13 protein-coding genes are annotated in these 20608 nt (G+C 46.7%); 4 read left to right on the top strand and 9 right to left on the bottom strand.

All coding sequences use genetic code 11. From position 1 onward, the window contains the following. Nucleotides 1-2 precede the first annotated feature (2 nt). From LSG37_RS06755 to LSG37_RS06740, 4 genes are read right to left on the bottom strand one after another with little or no spacing between them, the layout of a single operon-like run. Nucleotides 3-1196, bottom strand: coding sequence for an FtsX-like permease family protein (locus tag LSG37_RS06755; protein ID WP_233079160.1), 1194 nt, complete (start codon nt 1194-1196; stop codon nt 3-5). Nucleotides 1197-1199: 3 nt separating this feature from the next. Further along, nucleotides 1200-2501 carry an ABC transporter permease gene (locus LSG37_RS06750; RefSeq protein ID WP_233079159.1) on the bottom strand — a complete coding sequence of 434 codons (1302 nt, stop codon included), beginning with the start codon at nt 2499-2501 and terminating at the stop codon, nt 1200-1202. 13 nt (nt 2502-2514) lie between these two features. Next, nucleotides 2515-3210 (bottom strand): ABC transporter ATP-binding protein, encoded by a 696-nt coding sequence (locus LSG37_RS06745; protein WP_366515548.1) that lies wholly within the window; start codon nt 3208-3210, stop codon nt 2515-2517. Nucleotides 3211-3226: 16 nt separating this feature from the next. Beyond that, nucleotides 3227-4495, bottom strand: coding sequence for an efflux RND transporter periplasmic adaptor subunit (locus LSG37_RS06740; RefSeq protein WP_233079158.1), 1269 nt, complete (start codon nt 4493-4495; stop codon nt 3227-3229). A 185-nt stretch (nt 4496-4680) separates the two neighbouring features. Between LSG37_RS06740 and LSG37_RS06735 the strand changes: the two genes are divergently transcribed. After that, nucleotides 4681-4977: a YciI-like protein gene (locus tag LSG37_RS06735; protein WP_233079157.1), complete on the top strand. Its 297-nt coding sequence runs from the start codon at nt 4681-4683 to the stop codon at nt 4975-4977. Here LSG37_RS06735 and LSG37_RS06730 read toward each other — a convergent pair whose 3' ends face one another. From LSG37_RS06730 to LSG37_RS06720, 3 genes are all read right to left on the bottom strand, one after another. Next, nucleotides 4978-5319, bottom strand: coding sequence for a YdbL family probable chaperone protein (locus LSG37_RS06730; protein WP_233079156.1), 342 nt, complete (start codon nt 5317-5319; stop codon nt 4978-4980). A gap of 11 nt (nt 5320-5330) precedes the next feature. Beyond that, on the bottom strand, nt 5331-5564 hold the full coding sequence (locus LSG37_RS06725; protein ID WP_233079155.1) for a YnbE family lipoprotein: 234 nt from the start codon (nt 5562-5564) through the stop codon (nt 5331-5333). 76 nt (nt 5565-5640) lie between these two features. Beyond that, nucleotides 5641-7677 (bottom strand): intermembrane phospholipid transport YdbH family protein, encoded by a 2037-nt coding sequence (locus LSG37_RS06720; RefSeq protein WP_233079154.1) that lies wholly within the window; start codon nt 7675-7677, stop codon nt 5641-5643. A 182-nt stretch (nt 7678-7859) separates the two neighbouring features. Between LSG37_RS06720 and LSG37_RS06715 the strand changes: the two genes are divergently transcribed. The 3 genes from LSG37_RS06715 to LSG37_RS06705 all read left to right on the top strand — a co-directional run bounded on the left by LSG37_RS06715 (nt 7860) and on the right by LSG37_RS06705 (nt 15442). Beyond that, a complete protein-coding gene (locus LSG37_RS06715) occupies nt 7860-10700 on the top strand; it encodes a M16 family metallopeptidase (RefSeq protein WP_233079153.1) in 2841 nt (946 codons plus the stop codon). A 472-nt stretch (nt 10701-11172) separates the two neighbouring features. Next, nucleotides 11173-12291: an efflux RND transporter periplasmic adaptor subunit gene (locus tag LSG37_RS06710; RefSeq protein WP_233079152.1), complete on the top strand. Its 1119-nt coding sequence runs from the start codon at nt 11173-11175 to the stop codon at nt 12289-12291. Nucleotides 12292-12346: 55 nt separating this feature from the next. After that, the gene (locus LSG37_RS06705; RefSeq protein ID WP_233079151.1) at nt 12347-15442 is read left to right on the top strand and encodes an efflux RND transporter permease subunit; all 3096 of its coding nucleotides are present in this window, start codon (nt 12347-12349) and stop codon (nt 15440-15442) included. A 43-nt stretch (nt 15443-15485) separates the two neighbouring features. Here LSG37_RS06705 and LSG37_RS06700 read toward each other — a convergent pair whose 3' ends face one another. After that, nucleotides 15486-17354, bottom strand: coding sequence for a putative bifunctional diguanylate cyclase/phosphodiesterase (locus LSG37_RS06700; RefSeq protein WP_233079150.1), 1869 nt, complete (start codon nt 17352-17354; stop codon nt 15486-15488). A gap of 222 nt (nt 17355-17576) precedes the next feature. After that, nucleotides 17577-20405, bottom strand: a complete 2829-nt coding sequence (locus LSG37_RS06695) for a TonB-dependent receptor (RefSeq protein WP_233079149.1) — start codon at nt 20403-20405, stop codon at nt 17577-17579. Nucleotides 20406-20608: the final 203 nt, after the last annotated feature.

The following is a 20608-nucleotide window of genomic DNA, read 5'->3' as shown; positions in this document are numbered from 1 at the left end:
ACTTACAGAGTCTTAGTTGCTGTGGCCGGAGATATCCGTGTTGCTATTCTGGCAGGATACCATGTGGCCAGCGTGACACAAAGCAGCAGTAAGAGCAGGGTCAGCATCACCAGCCATCCGTTCAAGACTGGAATACTAATCACCAAAGCCAGTGCCTGATTCAGCAATACTGCAGCAACAACACCCAATAGTCCTCCAAGCACAGTACATAACCATCCTTCTGCCAACAGCTCGAGCAAAATAGTGACTTTATTAGCACCCAATGCGCGTTTAATACCTATCTCCTTCTGCGACTTCAGTACATGGAAATGTGCATTGCTGTAACCGGAAATCATAGTGACCAGTAACATCAGCGCGCTAAGCAAAGCCAGCAACACAGACAGACCATATTCAGTGTTGTATAACCTTTGATGTTGCTCCTGCAGAGTTCTGATATGAAAAATCTCAATATTGCTATCTACCTGACGCAACAGGTTGTCCAACTGGCTGCGCACAGAAACCACTTGCTGCGGATCCACTCGCAGCAATAACGAATAGCCCCAGTCCACACCATAAAGAGGCGCTATCCGAATGGTGTTGTACATCACCATATCTGCTGAACGCTGCCCATAAAAATCACTGACCACGGCGGCGATGGTACCCTGATTTGTAGCCTGGCCAATAGGGTTATCACTCTCAAATAGCTTTTCTGCCACGGATTCGGTCAGTACCACCGGTGGACTCGAATCGCTATCAAAGGACTGTAGTATTTGTGGTAACTGTCCGTTTTTTAGCTCAACACCAAGCACCTGAAAGATGTCAGCAGAGGCATAATACTGCGGCACCGTAGACACATTATTGCGTTCTTCATCACCCACTTTATAAAGACTGCCATTATTGCCGCCTTGTAGCAGCGGTGATTGGTTGGTATAAGCGGCCGCCACGACACCGGGTAACTGACGTATAGCGCCCAGTTGCCGTTCAAGTAATTCGCCAAGCGCCGGATACTGGCGTAACGCCGGCGTTGTTGGTTTGATTTGAACCAGCAGAGTGTTGGCTAAATCCAGTCCTGTCGGCTCCTGCAAACGCTCATGAGTTTGCTTGGCCAATACCATGCTATTGAGGATCAGAGCCAGTGTAAGAGCCAGTTGCACCAACAACAGCACCGTCACTACTTTACGTCGCAACATTGTTTTAATCATCAGACGGACAGACATCATTTACTCCTTTAACTGCTGGTTCAGCGCGCCAAACGAGGCACGTAAAGACGGATACAAAGTCACCAGATAGCTGCAACACAAACTCAGCAGCAACAGAGCACTAAGCAATGAAAGATCCCAACTGGCAAACAGGCGATTAAAAGGCCATAGATAATTCATCAGTTGGATACTGGCAGCGCCAATCAGCAACGCAAACACCAAAGTAATACAGGTCAGCACAACCACATCCACCAACAGTTGCTGCTGCAGCTGCCAACGACTGGCACCAAGCGCGCGGCGCAAACTGAACTCATACTGGTTACTGATGTATCGGTTCAGCGATAAATGACTGGCGTTGAACACACAAACCACCAGAAACAACAGAGTGACCAGTGCGTAAGCTTTCACGTCTCCCGACTCACGACCAAAATAACGGACAATATCCCGCAGCGCTGGCAACTGATTATTAATATGAACAGGGTGACGGCCCGCAGCCTGCTCAGACTGTGCCAGTTGCAGCATAAAATCCTTATAGGCTTTCTGCTGTGCTGGTGTGTCTAACTGAACCCAGAACTGCAGCTGATGCAAAGCACCTGTACGCCCCTGCGTAGCCAGTTGACGATAGTCGGTATTATCCATGGTTCGCGACATGGTGGCCGACATATAGTTCAGGTCGTAAGCAGTCTCTAGTGGCATAAACAGCTGCTCAGTCTCAGATATGTGACTGCCATTATTCGCATCATACAAACGTGGCAACATCTGCCAAGGGTTGATCACGGCGCTGATTGTAAAATGGCGATCATCCACCAATAATGATTTCCCTACTACATCGGCAGTGCCGTATAACTTTTCGGCAAGTTGCTTGCCAATCACCACTTCATAGCGCGCGCTGTTATCAGGCCAAATGCTTCCAGCCAGCACAGGTACATCAAATAACTGGAAAAAATCGCGCTGAGTCAGTCGTAAACGCACAGGCAGCGGCTGTTGTTTACTGTCTAACCGGACATAACTATCAGAGCTGTACATCGCAGCTTGTGCGGTTGGAATACCGCTACTTCCGAGCTTTTGCACATTGCTGTAACTCAGTACAGGCGGCGGCTCACAACCACTGTCGCAGTCCCCGGGGACCAGTAGCATCATGGGGAAAAACAGCTTGTCGCTTTTCTGCGGCAGCGGATCACTGTTCAGTCTGTAGTAAAAAGTTGCGTTGGCGAAAAACATGCCCAGCCCCAGGCTTAAAATCAGCACCGTCAGTAAATAAGGCAAGGGCGCACGTTTAATACTGATCAGGCTAATTTTGAAGTAATACTGCAATTGTTCCATTGGATGATTCCTTTCAGGCTACTGCCAGAGGGTCATACAACACAGCGTCGCTGAGTTGCCCGTCGATGATTTGTATTTGCCGGCTAGCCCGACGAGCCTGATCCGGATCATGGGTGACCATCAGGATAGTGCAACCATCCCGGTTGATTTGATCCAGCAACTCCATGACCTGGCGAGCCATTAGCGAGTCAAGATTACCTGTAGGTTCGTCGGCCAGTAAAACTCTTGGACTACCGGCGATGGCTCTGGCAATGGCAACACGTTGCTGTTGACCACCAGAAAGCTGGCTGGGGTGATAATCCCGACGAGCTGCCAAACCGACAGTTTCTAATGCGTGCTCTACACGACGCTTACGTTCTGCCGGTTTAAAGCCACGGTAGCGCAGTGGCAGCTCAATATTGTCAAACAGGCTGTAGTCTTTAATCAGGTTAAAACCCTGAAAAATAAAGCCAATCTTCTCGTTCCGCAGTGTAGATAACTCCCGGTCAGATAAGCCTTTAACTGACTTGCCATCCAACAGGTAATCACCTTGTTCAAAGCTTTCCAAAGTTCCAAGTACATTAAGTAAAGTCGACTTCCCCGACCCCGAAGGGCCAGTTAATGCCACAAACTCTCCTTCATTGACGCTAATACTGATGTCACGCAACGCATGTGTTTCCACCAGTTCAGTGCGAAAAATTTTTGATAAGCCTGCTAATTCAATCATCATATCCTCCTGATATTTATCAGTTCAGCCGCACCATAGCGGCATCTTTAAACTCACTAAGGCTGGAAATTACCAGTTGATCCCCTTCTTTAGCCCCATCTAACAATTCCACCCATTGCACAGATACGGCTCCGAGCTGTAATGGCATTTTTCTAGCCAGCCCGTCTTGCACCAGATAGCCAGTCCGACCACCGCCACTTGCCACAAAGTCGCCTCTTTTGATGCGCAGTACATTGTCTTTTTGCTCAATAATGACGCGGGCAGATAAACGCTGGTTCTGACGTAAGCTGGTGCTGTCGTTTTGAGAAAAACGCACTCGTGCAGTCACTAAGTTGTCTTTCACTTCAGGGGCTATATGGCTCAGTTCACCTTTGAGTTGCTGATTGCCTAAATTCACTTCGACCAGCATACCCACAGCTAAATCGCGGATATAACTTTCCTGCACCGAAAGCTCTGCTTCGTAGCGGCTTAAATCGATCACTGTTAATAAACCTGTGCCAGCCAGAACATGGCTTTGCTGCTCTGCCAGCCAGTTACCCACCTGGCCTGTGACAGGAGCTTTAATTTGCAGTGCCGCCAGCTTTCGATCCAGTTCAGCCACAACCAGAGCCTGACGAGCTAAGGCGGACTGACCAGACTTTTTTTCAAAACTCAGCTTATCTGAAGCCAGTGCGACCTTACGTTTGGCGTGGTCAAATTCCAGCTCAGCCTGCAACAGATTGTCTTTCGCCACGTCGTAATCCAATTGGCGAATGACACCCATTTTTATCGACTGTTCGGCACGGGCCAGCTCACGCTTGGCAGCCACTAAATTCACCTGAGCCGTGTTTTGCACTTGCTCCATATCCAGCTGCAGTTCACGGGCTAACAAAGCCGAACGCTCAAAGTCAGATTCCATACTGGCAAGTAAAGCGCGTTGTTGCTCCAACTCGTTATCCAGAGCCGGACTGGATACCACTGCCAGCAAATCGCCCAATTGCACAGCTTCGCCTGGTTGTTTCAGATACTGTACCTGGCCTGCTTCCTGACTGAATAAAGTAGGTGCATTAGCCGCCACTACCCTGCCCTGCACCGATAAATCACGGGTAAAACTGCCCCGCTCCACTATAGCCAGTTGCACCTGATCTTTAGGTAATACCAAAGAAGCCTGAGCCGAGCTGGCCGCCAGCAGGCTATAACTGATATAACAAACACCAGCCATAAATAAACTGGCCAGCACAGGGCGACGCCACTGTCTGGTTTTGTGCGGTTGGATTTGAATATCCTGATTTTCTGTGCCCTGGATCATCGCTGTTCTCCATCATCTGATTAACCAGATATAGCAGGGAACGTGCCATCGCAAAAAACAAGCATAAGCTATTGTTTTATAATGAAACCATGGAAAATCACTGACTCATTAAAACTGTCCGCGGACAGATAAAGTGTCCGCACAAATCAAGCGGACAGCGGACATAAATAAACGAAGGAATAAAAATGCATTATTTATTGCAGTATCAAACATCAGCTGACTATCTGGAAAAACGGCTGTTGTTTCGGGCAGAACATTTGCAGCTGGCCTGGTTGGCCGCAGAGCGAGGTGAGTTGGTGTTAGGTGGAGCTGTAGGTGAGCCTATCGAGAGCGCTTTGCTGCTGTTTAACGTAGCAGATCCGGCGCAGGTTCAAGCCTTTGCCGAGTCCGATCCCTACGTGATCAATGGCTTAGTCAGCAGCTACCGTATCCTGCCATGGCATACGGTAGTGGGTGAACAAGCCGGGACACCTATACGTTAATTACTTTTTCTGCCACTGGCCGTTTAGTTGGATAAACTGGCCAGCTTCGGTTTTTTCTATGGCTTTTTGGCCGGCAATAGCTTCGACATCTGACAACTGAATGCCGTTTTTAGCGGCCAGTTTCTGATACTCGGCTTTGCGGGCTTTGTTAATTAAGTCGGCTATTTCTTTGGCTTGCGCTGATGATCCAACCACACCTAAATAACCGTTAGGTTGCTCGCCTAACAAACCTTGGGTTTTCGCAGGCCCCAAAGCCGACATAGCTTGTTGTAAATCCATCGCCAGCACAGGCAAACTGATAGCAAATAAAGCTGACAGCAGTAATTTATGTACAGTTTTCATTTTGGCTCTCCTTAAAATAAACCACTGGAATCACTGATCAATTCGTCCAGTTCTTTATCCACTTTTATCAAAATTTCATGTTGAATTTTGACATTCAGATTGATATTGATTGGCTCATTTGGCATAGCCACCTGCACTGTTGGGGTACAGGCGCTTACTAACATTGCCAAACATAGGCTTACATATACAGCACCATGACGGGCGGCCTTTGGCCGTGAAAATTGTCTATCCTGCCAATTTTTCATACGGCACCTCCATGTGCCGTACTCTTAAGAGCAGCCTGCGGCTGTGAAAATTGTCTATCCTGCCAATTTTTCATCATTACTCCTTGCGGGCGTCTTTGGCTTTTTGGGCTGCCAGACGCTGTTGAACCCGTTTTTTCACTAACTCGCTGACCTGACCGCTTAACTGCAGGCTGGTGATCATAGCTGGTAAATTCTCTTCTAAATTAATACTGAAATTCACAGCCCGGCCTTTTTCAAAATCCGGGTTATTGCCTTCCAGTTTCAGTGCCAGTAATAACTGACCCTCTTTGCTGTAACTGACTCCGGCAGACAGCACTGAAAAATGAAAATTCTGCAGCGCCTGCATTACGATCTTCATTCCCTGATTTGATGCGACCATAGCCTGGGCTTTATCCGACTGGTATGCAATCTTGCCACCTGGTTCTAAAGCGGCCACAGAGCCCTGAGCTACCGTCAGCTTGCCTTGTTCTATGCTCAGAGGCAAAGTGCCGGATATAGTTCCTTGCCCTGTCATATCAGCGCTGGGATGTTGCTTCAGCAATTCTGCCAACTGTAATTTATCCAGTTGCAGCAAGACTTTAGCATCTTTACTTAAATCGATCTTCTGCTGTGTTGCTTTCACCTGACCACCAAACAAAGCCAGTTGCAGTTGCTTTAGATCAAGCAGTCCTGCAAACCAGTCTGGCGCTTTAGTTTTGTATACAGCCTGAAGCTCTACAGGCCCAAACAACAGGCCATGATTCACCTGCTGCAGCTTCAAGTCATTAGTCTGAACAGTCCATGCCGCACCTTCGCTGAACAAGCTTAACTTTGTCGTCAAACCATTAAATACAGTTCTGTCGTAGATACCGCTTAAATCGCGCACTACCAGCTCTGTTTGCTGTTTTGTCAGCGCCATGCTGGCCATATCAAACGTCAGTTGACCTTTGCCTGATGCTTTGCCTTTTTGCAATGTCAAAAGTTCAGGCCAAAAAGGCCCAATTTGTAATGGATTACCCGCCAGAAAAAACAGTTCAGGCAAAGTCCAGTTCAGGCTGATTTTCTGCTCAGCCAGTTTGACTTTATGCTCCAGCGCCAAGGACTGACTGTTCGCCAACCGACCTTCCAACTTGGCTTGCTGCTGTTGATACGAGGCTTTTCCTGCCCAGTTCCAGTCCAGCGTTTTTACCAGAGCATGCTGCAGCTGTTTTACTTCAAGTTTCAGTTCAGTTTTTAGTTGAGCATTCGCAGGTTCTGCCGGGTCCAGTAGAAGCTTCAAATCTGTTGTTTCCAGCACCAGCTGTTGTATGTTCAGATCCGGCTGCCGATAACCAGATTTCAACTGCAGGGGCTTAGTCGCTTCAAAATTCAGTTGATTGTTTTGCCAGACAGCTCTGCCACTGAGTTTTAAATCAAGCTCAGAGAACTGATGCTGTTGCCAGTTTAACTGGCTGCTAGCAAGGCTCAGTTCAAACTCTGGAATTTGTAGTTGCTCAGCCGTTGGCTGGATCAAAGCTTTGAGGGCCAGCTTTACATCCCCAATGCCTTCAATAGACACAGCTTGTTGATTGGCCAGTTGCAGCTGTATTTGTTGGCTTTGTTCGCTGTAGGTTAAGGATCCCAGCAGCAAACAGTCTGCGTTTTCAACACTGCTGCTCAGCTTGCTGTTTAAACGGGCACAAGGTAACGAAATTTCAATCTGTTCAAAAACTAACACTTGTGGCAACCACAATGGCAACGCAGGCAGAGTAGCCCCCTCTGTTTCTGGCGCTGTTTCGGATTGGGTTTCAGCAGCTGCTGCCAGTTGTAAATCCAGCTGAGCTTTCAGCGATTGAGCCTGCACCAGCTCTAAAGGCCAGGGCCAGCCTGTCCAGCCCAGCTCCAGTTGTTCCAGCTGCAGCTGTTGATTGCCATAAAACGGCAGTTGTACAGAAAGCTGTTCAACACGCACCTGACCCCAGGATAAATCAAGGCCTTGCCATTTGGGGTTCAGTTGGTTCCACCAGTAATGCAGCTGAATAAAAGCAAACAACAGGCCTGCCAGCAGCAATAGCAGCAAATTCCACTTTAACCAGGACCTTGATTTTTTTACGCCAGAACCAGCCTTTATCACGACATCCCCTTTTTGCTTCATTTCACTTTAAGCCCTTTGGCTGAATCGTCAGTGAATTCAATCTATTAGTCTGGCGCTAAAACCCAAAGCAGGCCAGTACTTTTGGGCTTGTGTCATTGGCATTGTATCGCTTTGTTACATAATTGTATCTTTTTAACCCAAAGGAAACGTGCTTTAATCGGGTGCTTAACAAGGAGGACCATATGAACAAATCTAAACTGACAATAGCCATAGCTTTTGCTTTGACCTTAGCCGCCTGTGGCACACAGACGCAAACGAACTTACCTGCTGGCATCAAACTGATTGAACAATCCAAACCCCAGCAAGGCATCCATATTCCGTATAAAAAATATCAGCTGGACAACGGCTTAACCTTAATTGTTCATGAAGATCATTCCGATCCAATGGTCCATGTGGACGTGACTTATCATGTAGGTTCAGCCAGGGAAGAGTTAGGTAAATCAGGTTTTGCCCACTTTTTTGAACATATGATGTTTCAGGGATCTGAAAACGTCGGTGATGAAGAACACTTCCGAATCATCACTGAAGCAGGCGGTACGTTAAACGGCACCACCAACTCCGATCGCACCAACTATTTTGAAACTGTGCCCGTCAATCAGGTTGAGAAAATGCTTTGGTTAGAAGCCGACCGCATGGGCTTTTTACTGGACGCTGTCACAGAGAAGAAGTTTGAAGTACAACGCGAAACCGTGAAAAACGAACGTGGCCAGCGAGTCGATAACCAACCTTACGGTCGTTTAAATGAACGTGTGTCTCAGGCATTATATCCTGACGGCCATCCGTATTCCTGGCCGGTTATTGGTTACATGGACGATTTAAATCGCGCTAACGTCAATGACGTGAAAGCCTTTTTCCTGCGCTGGTATGGCCCAAACAACGCGACTTTAACCATAGGTGGCGCAGTTAAAGCCGAAGATATTTTACCTTTGGTCCAAAAGTATTTTGGTTCTATTCCTCGTGGCCCTGAAGTGACCAATGCAGAGAAAAAATTCGTCAAACTGCCTGAAACTCGTTATATCTCGATGGAAGACAATGTGCATTTACCACTGGTCTACATCTCTTATCCAACAGCTTATGCTCACCACAAAGACGAAGCAGCTTTGGATATTTTGGCAGAAATTTTAGGCGGTGGTAACAACTCACTGCTGTATAAGAATCTGGTGAAAAACCAGTTAGCAGTGCAGGCTGCTGTATCTCACCCTTGCCGTGAACTGGCCTGTGAGTTTTCGTTATATGCCTTGCCAAATCCAACTTCGGGTAAAAACCTGGCCGATATAGAGCAAATTATCCGTGCCAGCCTGACTGAATTTGAACAACGTGGTGTGACAGACGACGACCTGTTAAAAGTAAAAGCAAAAATTGAAGCCGGCAGTATTTTTGGCCTGCAAAGTGTTTCAGGCAAAGTCAGTCAACTGGCCGCCAGTGAAACCTTTTTAGGTAAGCCAGACACTATTGGCGACGATATCGCCCGTTATAACGCAGTGACCAAAGACGATGTAATGCGGGTGTACAACACTTACATCAAAAATCAGCACTCTGTGGTGATGAGTGTGGTGCCAAGAGGCCAGACTCAGCTGATTGCCAAAGCAGATAACTTTAAGCCGGTGCAGCATGATTTTGGTGGCCCTTCAACCACCAAGGCTGAAGATCTGCAGGTGCGTAAAGCAACAGACAATTTTGATCGCAGCAAGCAACCTGTTGCTGGTGTGAATCCAGCGGTTGAATTGCCTGCCACCTGGACCACAGATTTGGGTAACGGCATAAAAGTACTAGGCAGCCAAAGCACAGAAACGCCAACCACCTCTTTATTACTGAAAATTCCTGTTGGCAGTTATTATGAAACGGCAGATAAAGCCGGTGTATCCGCTCTAATGGCTGCACTGCTGAACGAAAGCACCCAAAATTACAGCACTGAGCAAATGAGCCTGGAGCTGGAAAAACTGGGCAGCAGCATCAGTATCAGCAATAGCGACAGCTATATAGATGTGTTTGTTTCCAGCTTAAGTAAAAACCTGCCACAAACCTTAGTGTTGCTGGAAGAAAAATTACGCAATCCGGGTTTTAAAGCGGAAGACTTTAGCCGCTTGCAACAACAAACCCTGCAGGGTATTCAGCACAGCGCGACCAGCCCCGCTTACCTGGCAGCAACGGCTTATAACAAAATGATGTACGACGGCAGTATTGCTGCGATACCAAACGAAGGCACTCTGGAGTCGGTCAGTAAGCTAACTCTGGATGATGTGAAGAACTGGTACCAGACACACTTCAAACCAGCAGGTGGTCAGTTGATTGTCGTCTCTGATCTGCCTCAGGACACTGTAGCTACAGAGCTGAAAAATCAGTTGTCTGATTGGCAAGGTAAAGGTCCGTCCATACAGGTGAATACAGGCAATATGAAAGCTAAGCCTGGTACTATTTATCTGCTGGATAAGCCTGATGCACCTCAGTCTGAAATTCGCATTGGTAAGCGTTCACTGACACAGGACATCACGGGTGAGTTCTATCAGGCCGGTTTAATGAATTTTGTATTAGGCGGCACTTTCAACAGCCGTATTAACCTGAATCTGCGTGAAGATAAAGGTTACACTTACGGTGCCCGCGCCGGCTTTAACGCTGACAAGTTTGCGGGTACTTACACTGCTTCTGCAGCAGTAAGAGCTGATGCCACAGTCGATTCTATTCGTCAGTTTATTAATGAAATTGACGCGTTCAGACAGAACGGCATACAGGATGACGAACTGGCGTTTATGCGCCTGGCTATCAATCAGTCGGATGCGCTGAAATATGAAACACCTAATGCGAAGTTAGGTTTTATGGCGCAAATTCTGGAGTTTAATTTAACTCCGGATTTTGTCCGTGAGCGTAATCAGATTGTATCGAGTATCAGCAAAGAGCAGATTAATGCCTTGGCTGCTAAACACCTGAATACCAAAGAAATGACTATTCTGGTGGTGGGTGACGCTAAAAGCTTAACTCCTGAACTGGAAAAGCTGGGTTATCCAGTAGAGAAAATCAGCCTGTAATAGAACTAAAGCGGTAAGGCTGCCTGTCTGGTGGCCTTACCGCTTCATATTTTCAACGCTTAATGTATTTTATTCCGTAGCAGCAGTCTCTGTAACTCCTTAACATTCCCGTCATTTGGTTACAATTTTCTACCACTATTCGATAGTTGAAACCACTTTTGATCGCTACACTAGTAGCTGCAGTTTTTCTGTGAGTTAAAGCGTAAACGTCTCCAGAAAAGCAGTTTCTGGCAAGAAAACCTGGGATCAACAGCTTCATTTTTCTTAATTTTTTATTAATTTATGACTAATCGTCACAAATTCAAAAAAACATGGCAAACTAACCTGCCGGCTAAAGGCATGAACAAAGTTTCAGATCAAAACCATGATCTGAAATTTACCTGTAGATGGTTCTAATCTAAAAGTGCAGCAAAGCCGTAAACTAAAAGCTGTACTTTTGGGTCTCTATTAACTTTTTAATCTGGTCACTGTTATGAAAAGATTTAAATCCATTTTATTTGCCGTTCTTGGCCTGATCTGCGTGTTTATGTTACTTGCAGGGGTCAAAGGTGGTCAGATTGCAGCCATGATCGAATCAGGCGAAACTTTTGTACCTCCACCGGAATATGTCAGTACTTTTAGTGTAGAACAACAAAGCTGGCCTAATACCTACAACGCCATAGGTACTGTACTGGCCGACGAAGGTATTGTCATTGCCGCCGAAGTACCGGGCCGGGTGAAAAAAATCAGCTTCAGCAATGGTCAGCAAGTCACAGCAGGTACAGTGCTGATTGAACAGGAAGCCACTAACGAGCAAGCTCAGTTGCGCTCAGCTGAAGCAAGTTTAAAGTTAGCCAAAACAAGTTATGACCGTTTGGTGCAGTTACGCCGCACTAATATCGCTACTCAAAGTGAGTTAGACAACGCCAAACAACAACTCGACAGCGCCTCTGCTCAAGTGGACAACTTAAGAGCCACTTTGCAGAAAAAAGTCATTCGTGCCCCTTTTGATGGCCGCATCGGTATTCGTCAGGTTGATTTAGGCACTGACTTACAAACAGGCACCGCCATAGTGTCGTTGCAAGCGACCAACAAAGTTCGGGTAAATTTCCCTGTGCCACAAAACTGGCTGACGCAAATTACTAAAGGCTTGCCTGTTGAGGTGTCTGTTGGTGACGGCGCTGTAGTAGTCAAAGGTGAAATCAGTGCCATTGGTGCAGAAATTAATACCAGCACCCGTAATGTCATAGTGCAGTCGATTTTAGACAACAGCACTGATGTGCTGATCCCGGGTATGGCTGTCTCTGCCACTGTGACCTTAACAGAGCCTCATCAATTACTGGTGGTGCCAAGCACAGCCATTATTTACGCTCCGTTCGGTGACACTGTATTTGTAGTGGAAAAAGATGATAAAGGTGGTTTGAAAGCTCGCCAGCAGTTTATTCGTTTAGGTAAAGCCCGTGGCGATTTTGTTGAAGTGGTTGATGGCTTAAAAGCCGGCGACCAGGTAGTGAGTGCAGGTGCATTTAAGCTGTTTAATGGCCAGGCTGTGGTACTGAGTAAAACTCAGCCACCTGAATTTAAAGCTGCGCCAACACCAGCTGATACCTGATATATGGCGCCACATCCAAAATCATTGATCACCAGCCATTAACAATGAGCAGATTATGAACTTTACCGATATTTTTATTAAAAAGCCTGTGCTGGCCATTGTGGTCAGCCTGCTGATATTGCTGGCTGGTTTCCAGTCGATGAGCAATATGACGGTACGACAGTACCCACGTTCAGACATAGCTGTGATAAAAATTACCACAGCTTATATAGGCGCCAACGCCGATTTAGTCCGTGGTTTTATCACCACGCCTATAGAGCGCGCTATCGCCTCAGCCGGTGGTATCGACTACATCGAATCTCAGAGCACTATGGGCGTGTCGACAGTGACAGCGCATTTGCATCTGAACTATGACCCGCTTAAAGCCATGACAGAAATCAGTGCCAAGGTAAATCAGGTGCGCGGTGATTTACCGCCTGAAGCCGAAGTACCAGCTATCGCCATTGAAGCGGCAGATAGTGAGTTTGCAGCAGCTTATCTAAGCTTCAGTTCGGATATTCTGGAGCAAAACCAGATCACTGAGTTTTTAAGCCGCTCTGTGCAGCCGCGTTTAATTGCCATCAGTGGTGTGCAAAAGGCCGATATTTTAGGTGGCCGTACTTTTGCGATGCGGGTCTGGTTAAAACCTGAGCGTATGGCCGCTTTAGGTATCACGGCCTCTGATGTACGTACTGCACTGACCGACAACAATGTGCAGGCCACTATAGGCCAAACCCGTGGTGCTTATACTCAGGTAAATTTACGCGCCAACACAGATATGAAAGGTGTCGACGAATTTAAACGCATGATTTTACGCCAGAATGGCGACGGTATAGTGCGTTTATCTGATGTTGCCGACGTTGTACTTGGTGCAGACGATTACAATACAGACGTCAACTATTCTGGCGAAACCGCCGTCTTTATGGGCGTCTTTGTTGCACCCAATGCCAATTCGCTGGATGTGATTAAAGCAGTCACCAAAGAGATGGAAGCAATCCGGGCCGAACTGCCGGGTGGTTTAACTGGCGAAGTCTCTTACGACGCCACTAAATACATTGAAGCCGCCATAGACGATGTGGTGAAAACCCTGGCCGAAACCCTGCTGATTATTGTTGTGGTGATTTTCCTGTTTTTAGGCTTCAGTCGATCCGTGTTGATCCCTATCATCGCCATTCCGCTATCGCTGATTGGTGCCATGTTTATTATGAAAGTCTTTGGCTTCTCATTAAACCTGCTAACCCTGTTGTCGATAGTTCTGTCTGTTGGTCTGGTGGTCGACGACGCTATTGTTATGGTGGAAAACATTGAGCGCCATATTCAAAATGGCCTAAAACCTTTTAAAGCCGCTTTAGTCGCAGCCCGTGAATTGGGTGGCCCTATTATTGCGATGACAGTGACGCTGATTTCGGTTTATGTGCCTATAGGTTTGCAAGGCGGTTTAACCGGTACTTTATTCCGCGAATTTGCTATTACTCTGGCTGGCGCTGTAACTATTTCAGCAGTAGTGGCTATTACGCTATCGCCCATGATGGCGTCCCGCATGTTAAAGCCTCATACCAGCAACAAAGCACCGCTGGATGGTATTTTTAATAAATTCCAGGGCTTTTACAGCCGTAAACTCGAAAGCACCTTGAACAACAGAACTGGGGTTTATGTGTTCTGGATTGGCATTATGTTGCTCTGTGTGCCTTTGTACAGCATGTCACCGAAAGAACTGGCGCCGGTCGAAGATCAGGGCGTTATCTTTGGCATAGTCGACTCGCCTGCCAACGCTACAGTAGATCAGTCGTCTTATTACGGCAAATACGTCAACGAAGCCTTTATGTCTGTGCCAGAAACCGACTTCACCTTCCAGATCACCTTCCCGACTGGCGGTTTTGGTGGCATGGTGACTAAACCATGGGCTGAACGTGAACGCACCGTCTTTGAAATGATGCCTGAAGTGCAACAGAAACTAGCGGAAATTTCCGGTGTGCGGATCTTACCTATCACTCCTCCTGCCCTGCCAGGCGGTGGTAGTTTCCCTGTTGAATTTGTGATTGCCTCTACTGCGGATTCAAAAGAGATTTACGACTATGCGCTAAAGCTTGAACAAGTGATGCGTGAAAGCGGTATGTTCCCGTTCCAATTGATTGATATGAAAGTAGATCAGCCCGAGTATCAGCTGAATATTGACCGCGATAAAGTGGCCGATTTAGGCCTGAATATGCGCGATGTAGTGCAGGACTTAGGCACTTTATTGGGCGGCGGTTACGTCAACCGCTTTAATATGTCGGGCCAAAGCTACAAAGTGATACCACAAGTGAAACGGCTGGAGCGCTTAACTCCTGATGATTTAACCAACCTCTATATCAAAGGCCCTGAAGGCCAGATGATCCGGGTTGATCAAATTGCCAGCCTGAGCCACAGCACTGTGCCACGCAGCATCAACCGCATGCAGCAGCTCAACGCCGTCAAAATCAGTGGTGTGAGTATTAAACCGCTGGATGAAACTTTAACCTTCCTCGAAACTGAAGCGAAGAAGTTACTGCCAAGTGGTTATTCTATTGATTACACAGGTGAATCGCGCCAGTTAAAACGTGAAGGCAATACCTTCCTGCCTGCCTTTACTTTGGCTGTGACTATGATTTTCCTGGTGCTGGCGGCTCAGTACAACAGCTTCCGCGATCCTATCGTCATTCTGTTAGGTTCGGTGCCGTTGGCCCTGTTTGGTGCGCTGGTGTTCACCTTCCTGAAAATCCCGGCGCCAATGCCATTTTTCACTGACGGTTTTACCAGTACGCTCAATATCTATTCGCAGGTGGGTTTAGTCACACTGGTAGGTTTGATAGCACGTAACGGTATTCTGGTGGTGGAATTTGCCAACAAACTGCAAGAACAAGGCAGAACCAAACTGGAAGCCATTCGTGAAGCCTCTGTACTGCGTTTACGCCCTGTAGTGATGACCAGCTTCGCCACTATTGCCGGCCACACGCCGCTGATTTTTGCTGAAGGTGCAGGCGCTGAGGCGCGTAACTCCATAGGTATAGTATTGGTGCTAGGTATGACCATAGGTACCTTTATGACACTCTTTGTTTTACCTTCGGTCTATATGCTGATTGCCAAAGATCACAGCCATGACAAGGTGATGGATGAAGATGATGAAGAAGATCATCAGGTGAAACCAGCGTAACAGCGCATGGTTTAACGAAGGGCTGACTCAGGTTAGCCCTTTTTTATTGAGCTAACAGCAATGCAAACTCCTCTGGCGATACAGCTTTTGACCATAAGTAGCCCTGAGCACAACGGCAACCCGCCTGCTGCAACAACACCAGGCTTTGTTTGTCTTCCACCCCTTCGGCCACAGTATGTAAATCTAAACTGGCTGCCAGTTGAATAATGCCGTTGACCAGCGCCAAGTCTTTTTCATTTTGTCCGATCCGGGCCACAAAAGAGCGGTCTATTTTTAAACTGTTCAGGCTAAACTGGCTTAAATAGCCCAGATTAGAATAGCCGGTGCCAAAATCATCAATGGCAAAACGCACACCTAAAGCAGACAGTTGATCAATTTGTTGTTTCACCAAAGCAGTATCATCAATCAGCACAGACTCGGTCAGCTCCAATTCCAGCCAATGCGCCTCTAAACCTGTATCTGTCAGCACTTGTGTGACCACAGCAGGTAAATCCCCTTGTTTAAACTGCATCGCAGAGATATTTACCGCTATACCTAAAAGAAAACCTGAATCTTGCCATAGCTTTACCTGAGCACAGGCTTTTTGCAGCACAAAAAGCCCTAGTTCCTGAATTAACCCAGTATCTTCCGCCAGAGGAATAAATACATCAGGAGAGACAACACCTAATTCAGCATCAGACCAACGCAATAAAGCCTCAGCCCCACTGATCTGATTGGTTTTTAAGTCATAGCTTGGCTGGTAAGCCACAGTAAAAAGCTGCTGCTTTACCGCAACACGCAAGCGCATCATCAGGTTGAATTTGTCCAACTGCTGCTGCTCCATGTCTGCGTGATACCAGCAAAATCTGTTACGCCCCATCTTTTTTGCCTGATACATAGCCGTATCGGCTTTTTTGCACAGCAGATGAAAGTCAGTGCCATCTTGCGGAGCTCGGGTCACGCCAATAGAAGCTGACAACTGGACTTTGTGCTGCCGCACTACAAACTCCTGCTGACAACTGTGCAGTAACTTCTGAACGCGTTGTTCAAGCTCAGCCGGACTTTGCCACTGACTTATAATCACCACAAACTCATCACCACCAAAACGGCTCAGCACGTCTTGCTCTGACAGCTGGCTTTGCAGCAAAGCAGCCAGTTGCTTTAATACTTCATCTCCAGCCTGATGACCCAAGGCGTCGTTAATAGGTTTAAAATTATCTAAATCAATAAATAACAAAGCCACGGACTGCTGTGGACTGGCAGCCACAGCACGCTGAAACCCCAGTTCGCATTGAGTTCTGTTCACCAGACCCGTCAACGGATCGTGCTGAGCCAAACGCTGAATTTCCAGCTGAGATTTCACAACCCGTTCATTTTCTTGTTTTAACTGCAGCAACACATCTTTGGTATCTCGAGCGATCAGCCTCATGGTAAAACCACTGACTAACAATAAAAGATTTAAGGTGATAAAGGTATTCAGAGTGGGCACTGTAGGCCTGAAATAGATCCAGCCATACAAAGAGGCCAAAGCAAGAAAGGAGCAAAACAGCAGAATAAAACCAAATAACAACAGATAAAAACGCCGACCACTGTACATAGCGGCATAAGCCAGCACCAGCGGGTAGCCCAGCAGCATCAAATCAAAAATACCTGAGTTGATACTTATTAAGCTACAGAGCATTAGAGTCAGCAGCCACAACAAGAACCCAATGGCAAAGCGGATTTTTCGCTGTTGCAGCAAGATTAAAATACAGACTAAGCCAACAGCAGTCGTCAGCAAAATAGTGACTGATTTAGGACCCGAAAAAGCCGAGCCGCAGATCACTGCAAGCAAACATATCCAGACAATTTGTTTCAGTCGCTTTAGCTGTGTCGCAGTTAAAGCCGTGATATCAGAGCCCGCTGCAAATTTGAATAAGGTCCACTGCTTCATATTCTGCCTTGTCTCTGTATTACCAGCATCCTACAATCATTTCCCGGGTAAAACGATAAAACCTGCAACAACAGGCCGGACGTCCAGAATACCAGACTGATTACAAATTAATACAGTCAAGGCGCAGTTAATTTGGTAAACAAACGGCTTCACAGCTTTACTTTATAAATAAAAACACCGGCACTAAGTCCGGTGTTTTGAAGTGTAGCTAAGGGCCGATAATTACATGCTGTAACGAACACCTAAGGCAAAAGTACGGCTGTATAAAGAGGTGCCAAAGTTACCTGTAGTGGCGTTATTACCGTAGTAGCTCTGATACAACTCATTGGTCAGATTGGTGCCATCCAGTGTCAGTTCAAGCTGTTCTGTCAGTTTGTAGCTTAACTGAAAGTCCATACTGGCTTCTGCTTTACGACGCATTTCCAGCGGGTTAGCAAACAAAGCGGCTTCATAGTTCGATAAGAAACCTTCACGCCATGAATATGACAATCTCATGCCTAAATCATTTTTGTCATAGGCCAGCACCACACTGTAAGACGAATCAGACACACCAAACAGGTCAGTGTCTCTGTAGCCTGTGATCTCACCTTCACTGTTGGTATCAGGTGTAGTTTGTGAGGAGGACAAACGGGTATAGCTGGCCTGCACACCAAAACCATCCAGAACTTCAGGTAAAGAGGCAGGAAACCAGACCAGACCAATTTCAGCACCTGATAACTCACCTTCAGAGGCATTGTACGGCTGAGTTAATACAAATTTGTAAGGTGTTGGATCAGTAGCCGATTTTGGCGCCGTCACTGAACGGCGGAATCCAACAACAAAGCCATCAATATCACGTCTGAATACTGTACCGTACAATGAACTGGCGTCGGCAAAGTACCACTCCAGCGACAGATCGTAGTTTTTTGACTCTGTTGGTTTTAAATCAGGATTACCACCACTAGCAGTACCATAACCTATGCCTGTGACGTCTTCGTTATAGATAATCAGCGGGTTTAAATCACCAAAGCCCGGATAACGTAAAGTTTCGGTGTAAGCAACACGGGCCTGCACGTCCTCAGTCAACTGATAACGGGCAGACAAGCTTGGCAGAATTTTACGGGTTTTGCTTTCGCCCGCCGTGGTGTTTTGTACTGTGCCCGGTGCAGTTTCCTGATAAAAGGTAGAATCCGTATCTATACCTGTATAACGGGCTCCTACTTCACCATTTAATGCACGACCTGCGACTTCAGTTTCAAATTTACCCTGCAAATACAAAGACAAAGTGGTGGCGTCTATATCAAAAGAACGCTGTAAATCCAGCTTATTCATGCCATACATAGCACGGTACTGGTCGGCATTGTCGCGAATATGATGACCATTAGCCGCTACCCAGGATGTAGGAACATTGGCTTCACCATCCATAAAGCCGCTGTTGATCGAAGCCAAACCATCCAGAGTTCCAACATTGACAGCACCACCACAACAACGGTCCTGACGACTGAACGAAGTAGTTGCACCCCGTTTGTCATAACGCACACCGGTTTCCATTGTGGTAAAGAAACCATCCAGTCGATACACCAAATCTGAGGTAAAGGTCACAGCATCACCTTCATCTTTATTGGCGTTGTCGTACATACCATCAGTCAGGTAAGCCGATGGATCCGCCATACTGGATTCATCCACCGCTGCAGTGGCAGGGTTATCTTCAAAGTTAAAGCCCGGAATACCGGCATTGTCGTTAAAATCGACGTTCAATCTGTAGCTGTTACCTGGACGCACAAAACGCATCGCAAAAAAGTCGCTGTTGTATTCACTGTCCTGAACCACAAGTTCAGATTTCAACGTCATATAATCTGATAATTCCCAACGCCCACCCAAAGCATGTAGATAACTGTCGGTTTTACCTGTGGCTAAATCACCACTGGTAAAGACCCATGGGTCGTTCACAGAACGCGACTTCACTATGTTCGTGCCCGGATGCAACTGCACATTAGCGGCAGCAGCGGCCTGAGCTGGTGTCATGCCGCCATAACCGCCCCACCAGTCGGCAAATGAAAACAGCAGACTGTTAAAACCTTCATTACGGAAACCGTTATAAAAGGACTCAAACACGTATTCTGATTTTTCATTGGGCGCAAATTGCAGCGAAATATTCGCAGCAGGACGCTCACGCTTGCCGGTGTAATCGCTTTGGAATACCGCGTCACGGCTCAGCATATAAGGGGACGCCACACCATTAATATCCAAAGTTGCGCCTTCATTGGAAGGTAAACCTGCCAACAAGCCGGGTTGCCAGATGGGATTTTCGGCCACACCAGGTTTATCTAAAAAAATACGCTCATAAGGGGTAAAAGGTGCTGTGGGGTTTGCCGTCATAAAAGGCAACATAGCGCCGGCAGTCACACTTTGGTCACGGTACTGCATTTTGGAATAAGAGATGTTCACCAAAGCACCAAAATGGCCTGAATCCAACTGCCAGTTGTTGCTGGCTAACGCGCTGAAGGTTGGGTTCACTTTGTCATTTTGTTCAGTATAAATACCACGGGTATTGGCAATGAATTTAGCACCGTCAAAATCAAAAGGTCTGTGGGTTTTTACATCGATAGAACCTGCAATACCACTTTCAATCTGACTGGCAGAACGGGTTTTATATACATCAACCTGTTTGAGCAAGCTGGCAGGAATATCCTGCAAAGCTACAGCTGTGCCCGAGGCGGTAAAAATATTGCGGCCATTGACCGTCGTGGTGATATCACTTAAACCACGGATTGAAACTGCAGCCACTTCGCCTGAAGCACGATTGGTTACTTGCACACCGGTAACACGTTGCAAAGACTCAACCACGTTATTATCCGGAAACTTACCTATGTCTTCAGCCACTATGGCATCGACTATTTGTTCGTTGTGACGTTTTACGCCCAAAGCCTTATTCAGACTTCCACGTATGCCTTTGACTTCAATAATTTCTACTTCTGTTACTTTGTTATCTTCTTGCGCTGCGGTAACTGACTGGCTCATCAGAACAATAGCCATAGACACCGCACTGCTTAAGACGGATCGCTTAAACATGAGCTTCTTCTCCCCTTGTCGTGGTTTTATTACGCCTTCCCAGTCAAAACACAACAGACCTTCGAGGCATTTTTTTTATCATTTCTCAAATCATGCTATTGTATGATTAATAGGCTGTCAACTAAGAGATGAAGAAAAACTTACATACATCTGATTCAGGAAAACCAAGAATACAGATGGAGAAGATCAGATATCTTCGGCGA

Origin of the sequence: Rheinheimera soli (genome assembly GCF_021290985.1) — a bacterium.
Taxonomy (GTDB): Bacteria; Pseudomonadota; Gammaproteobacteria; order Enterobacterales; family Alteromonadaceae; genus Pararheinheimera; species Pararheinheimera soli.
The sequence above is the reverse complement of the archived record's forward strand: the minus strand, read 5'-3'. Positions and strand labels throughout refer to the sequence as shown.

Excerpts from the sequence above, each read along its gene's own strand:
- LSG37_RS06720 (WP_233079154.1), bottom strand. The coding sequence starts at position 7,677 with ATGAAGCAAAAAGGGGATGTCGTGATAAAGGCTGGTTCTGGCGTAAAA.
- LSG37_RS06755 (WP_233079160.1), bottom strand. The coding sequence starts at position 1,196 with ATGTCTGTCCGTCTGATGATTAAAACAATGTTGCGACGTAAAGTAGTG.
- LSG37_RS06730 (WP_233079156.1), bottom strand. The coding sequence starts at position 5,319 with ATGAAAACTGTACATAAATTACTGCTGTCAGCTTTATTTGCTATCAGT.
- LSG37_RS06700 (WP_233079150.1), bottom strand. The coding sequence starts at position 17,354 with ATGAAGCAGTGGACCTTATTCAAATTTGCAGCGGGCTCTGATATCACG.
- LSG37_RS06705 (WP_233079151.1), top strand. The coding sequence starts at position 12,347 with ATGAACTTTACCGATATTTTTATTAAAAAGCCTGTGCTGGCCATTGTG.
- LSG37_RS06695 (WP_233079149.1), bottom strand. The coding sequence starts at position 20,405 with ATGTTTAAGCGATCCGTCTTAAGCAGTGCGGTGTCTATGGCTATTGTT.
- LSG37_RS06745 (WP_366515548.1), bottom strand. The coding sequence starts at position 3,210 with ATGATGATTGAATTAGCAGGCTTATCAAAAATTTTTCGCACTGAACTG.
- LSG37_RS06740 (WP_233079158.1), bottom strand. The coding sequence starts at position 4,495 with ATGATCCAGGGCACAGAAAATCAGGATATTCAAATCCAACCGCACAAA.
- LSG37_RS06710 (WP_233079152.1), top strand. The coding sequence starts at position 11,173 with ATGAAAAGATTTAAATCCATTTTATTTGCCGTTCTTGGCCTGATCTGC.
- LSG37_RS06735 (WP_233079157.1), top strand. The coding sequence starts at position 4,681 with ATGCATTATTTATTGCAGTATCAAACATCAGCTGACTATCTGGAAAAA.
- LSG37_RS06725 (WP_233079155.1), bottom strand. The coding sequence starts at position 5,564 with ATGAAAAATTGGCAGGATAGACAATTTTCACGGCCAAAGGCCGCCCGT.
- LSG37_RS06715 (WP_233079153.1), top strand. The coding sequence starts at position 7,860 with ATGAACAAATCTAAACTGACAATAGCCATAGCTTTTGCTTTGACCTTA.
- LSG37_RS06750 (WP_233079159.1), bottom strand. The coding sequence starts at position 2,501 with ATGGAACAATTGCAGTATTACTTCAAAATTAGCCTGATCAGTATTAAA.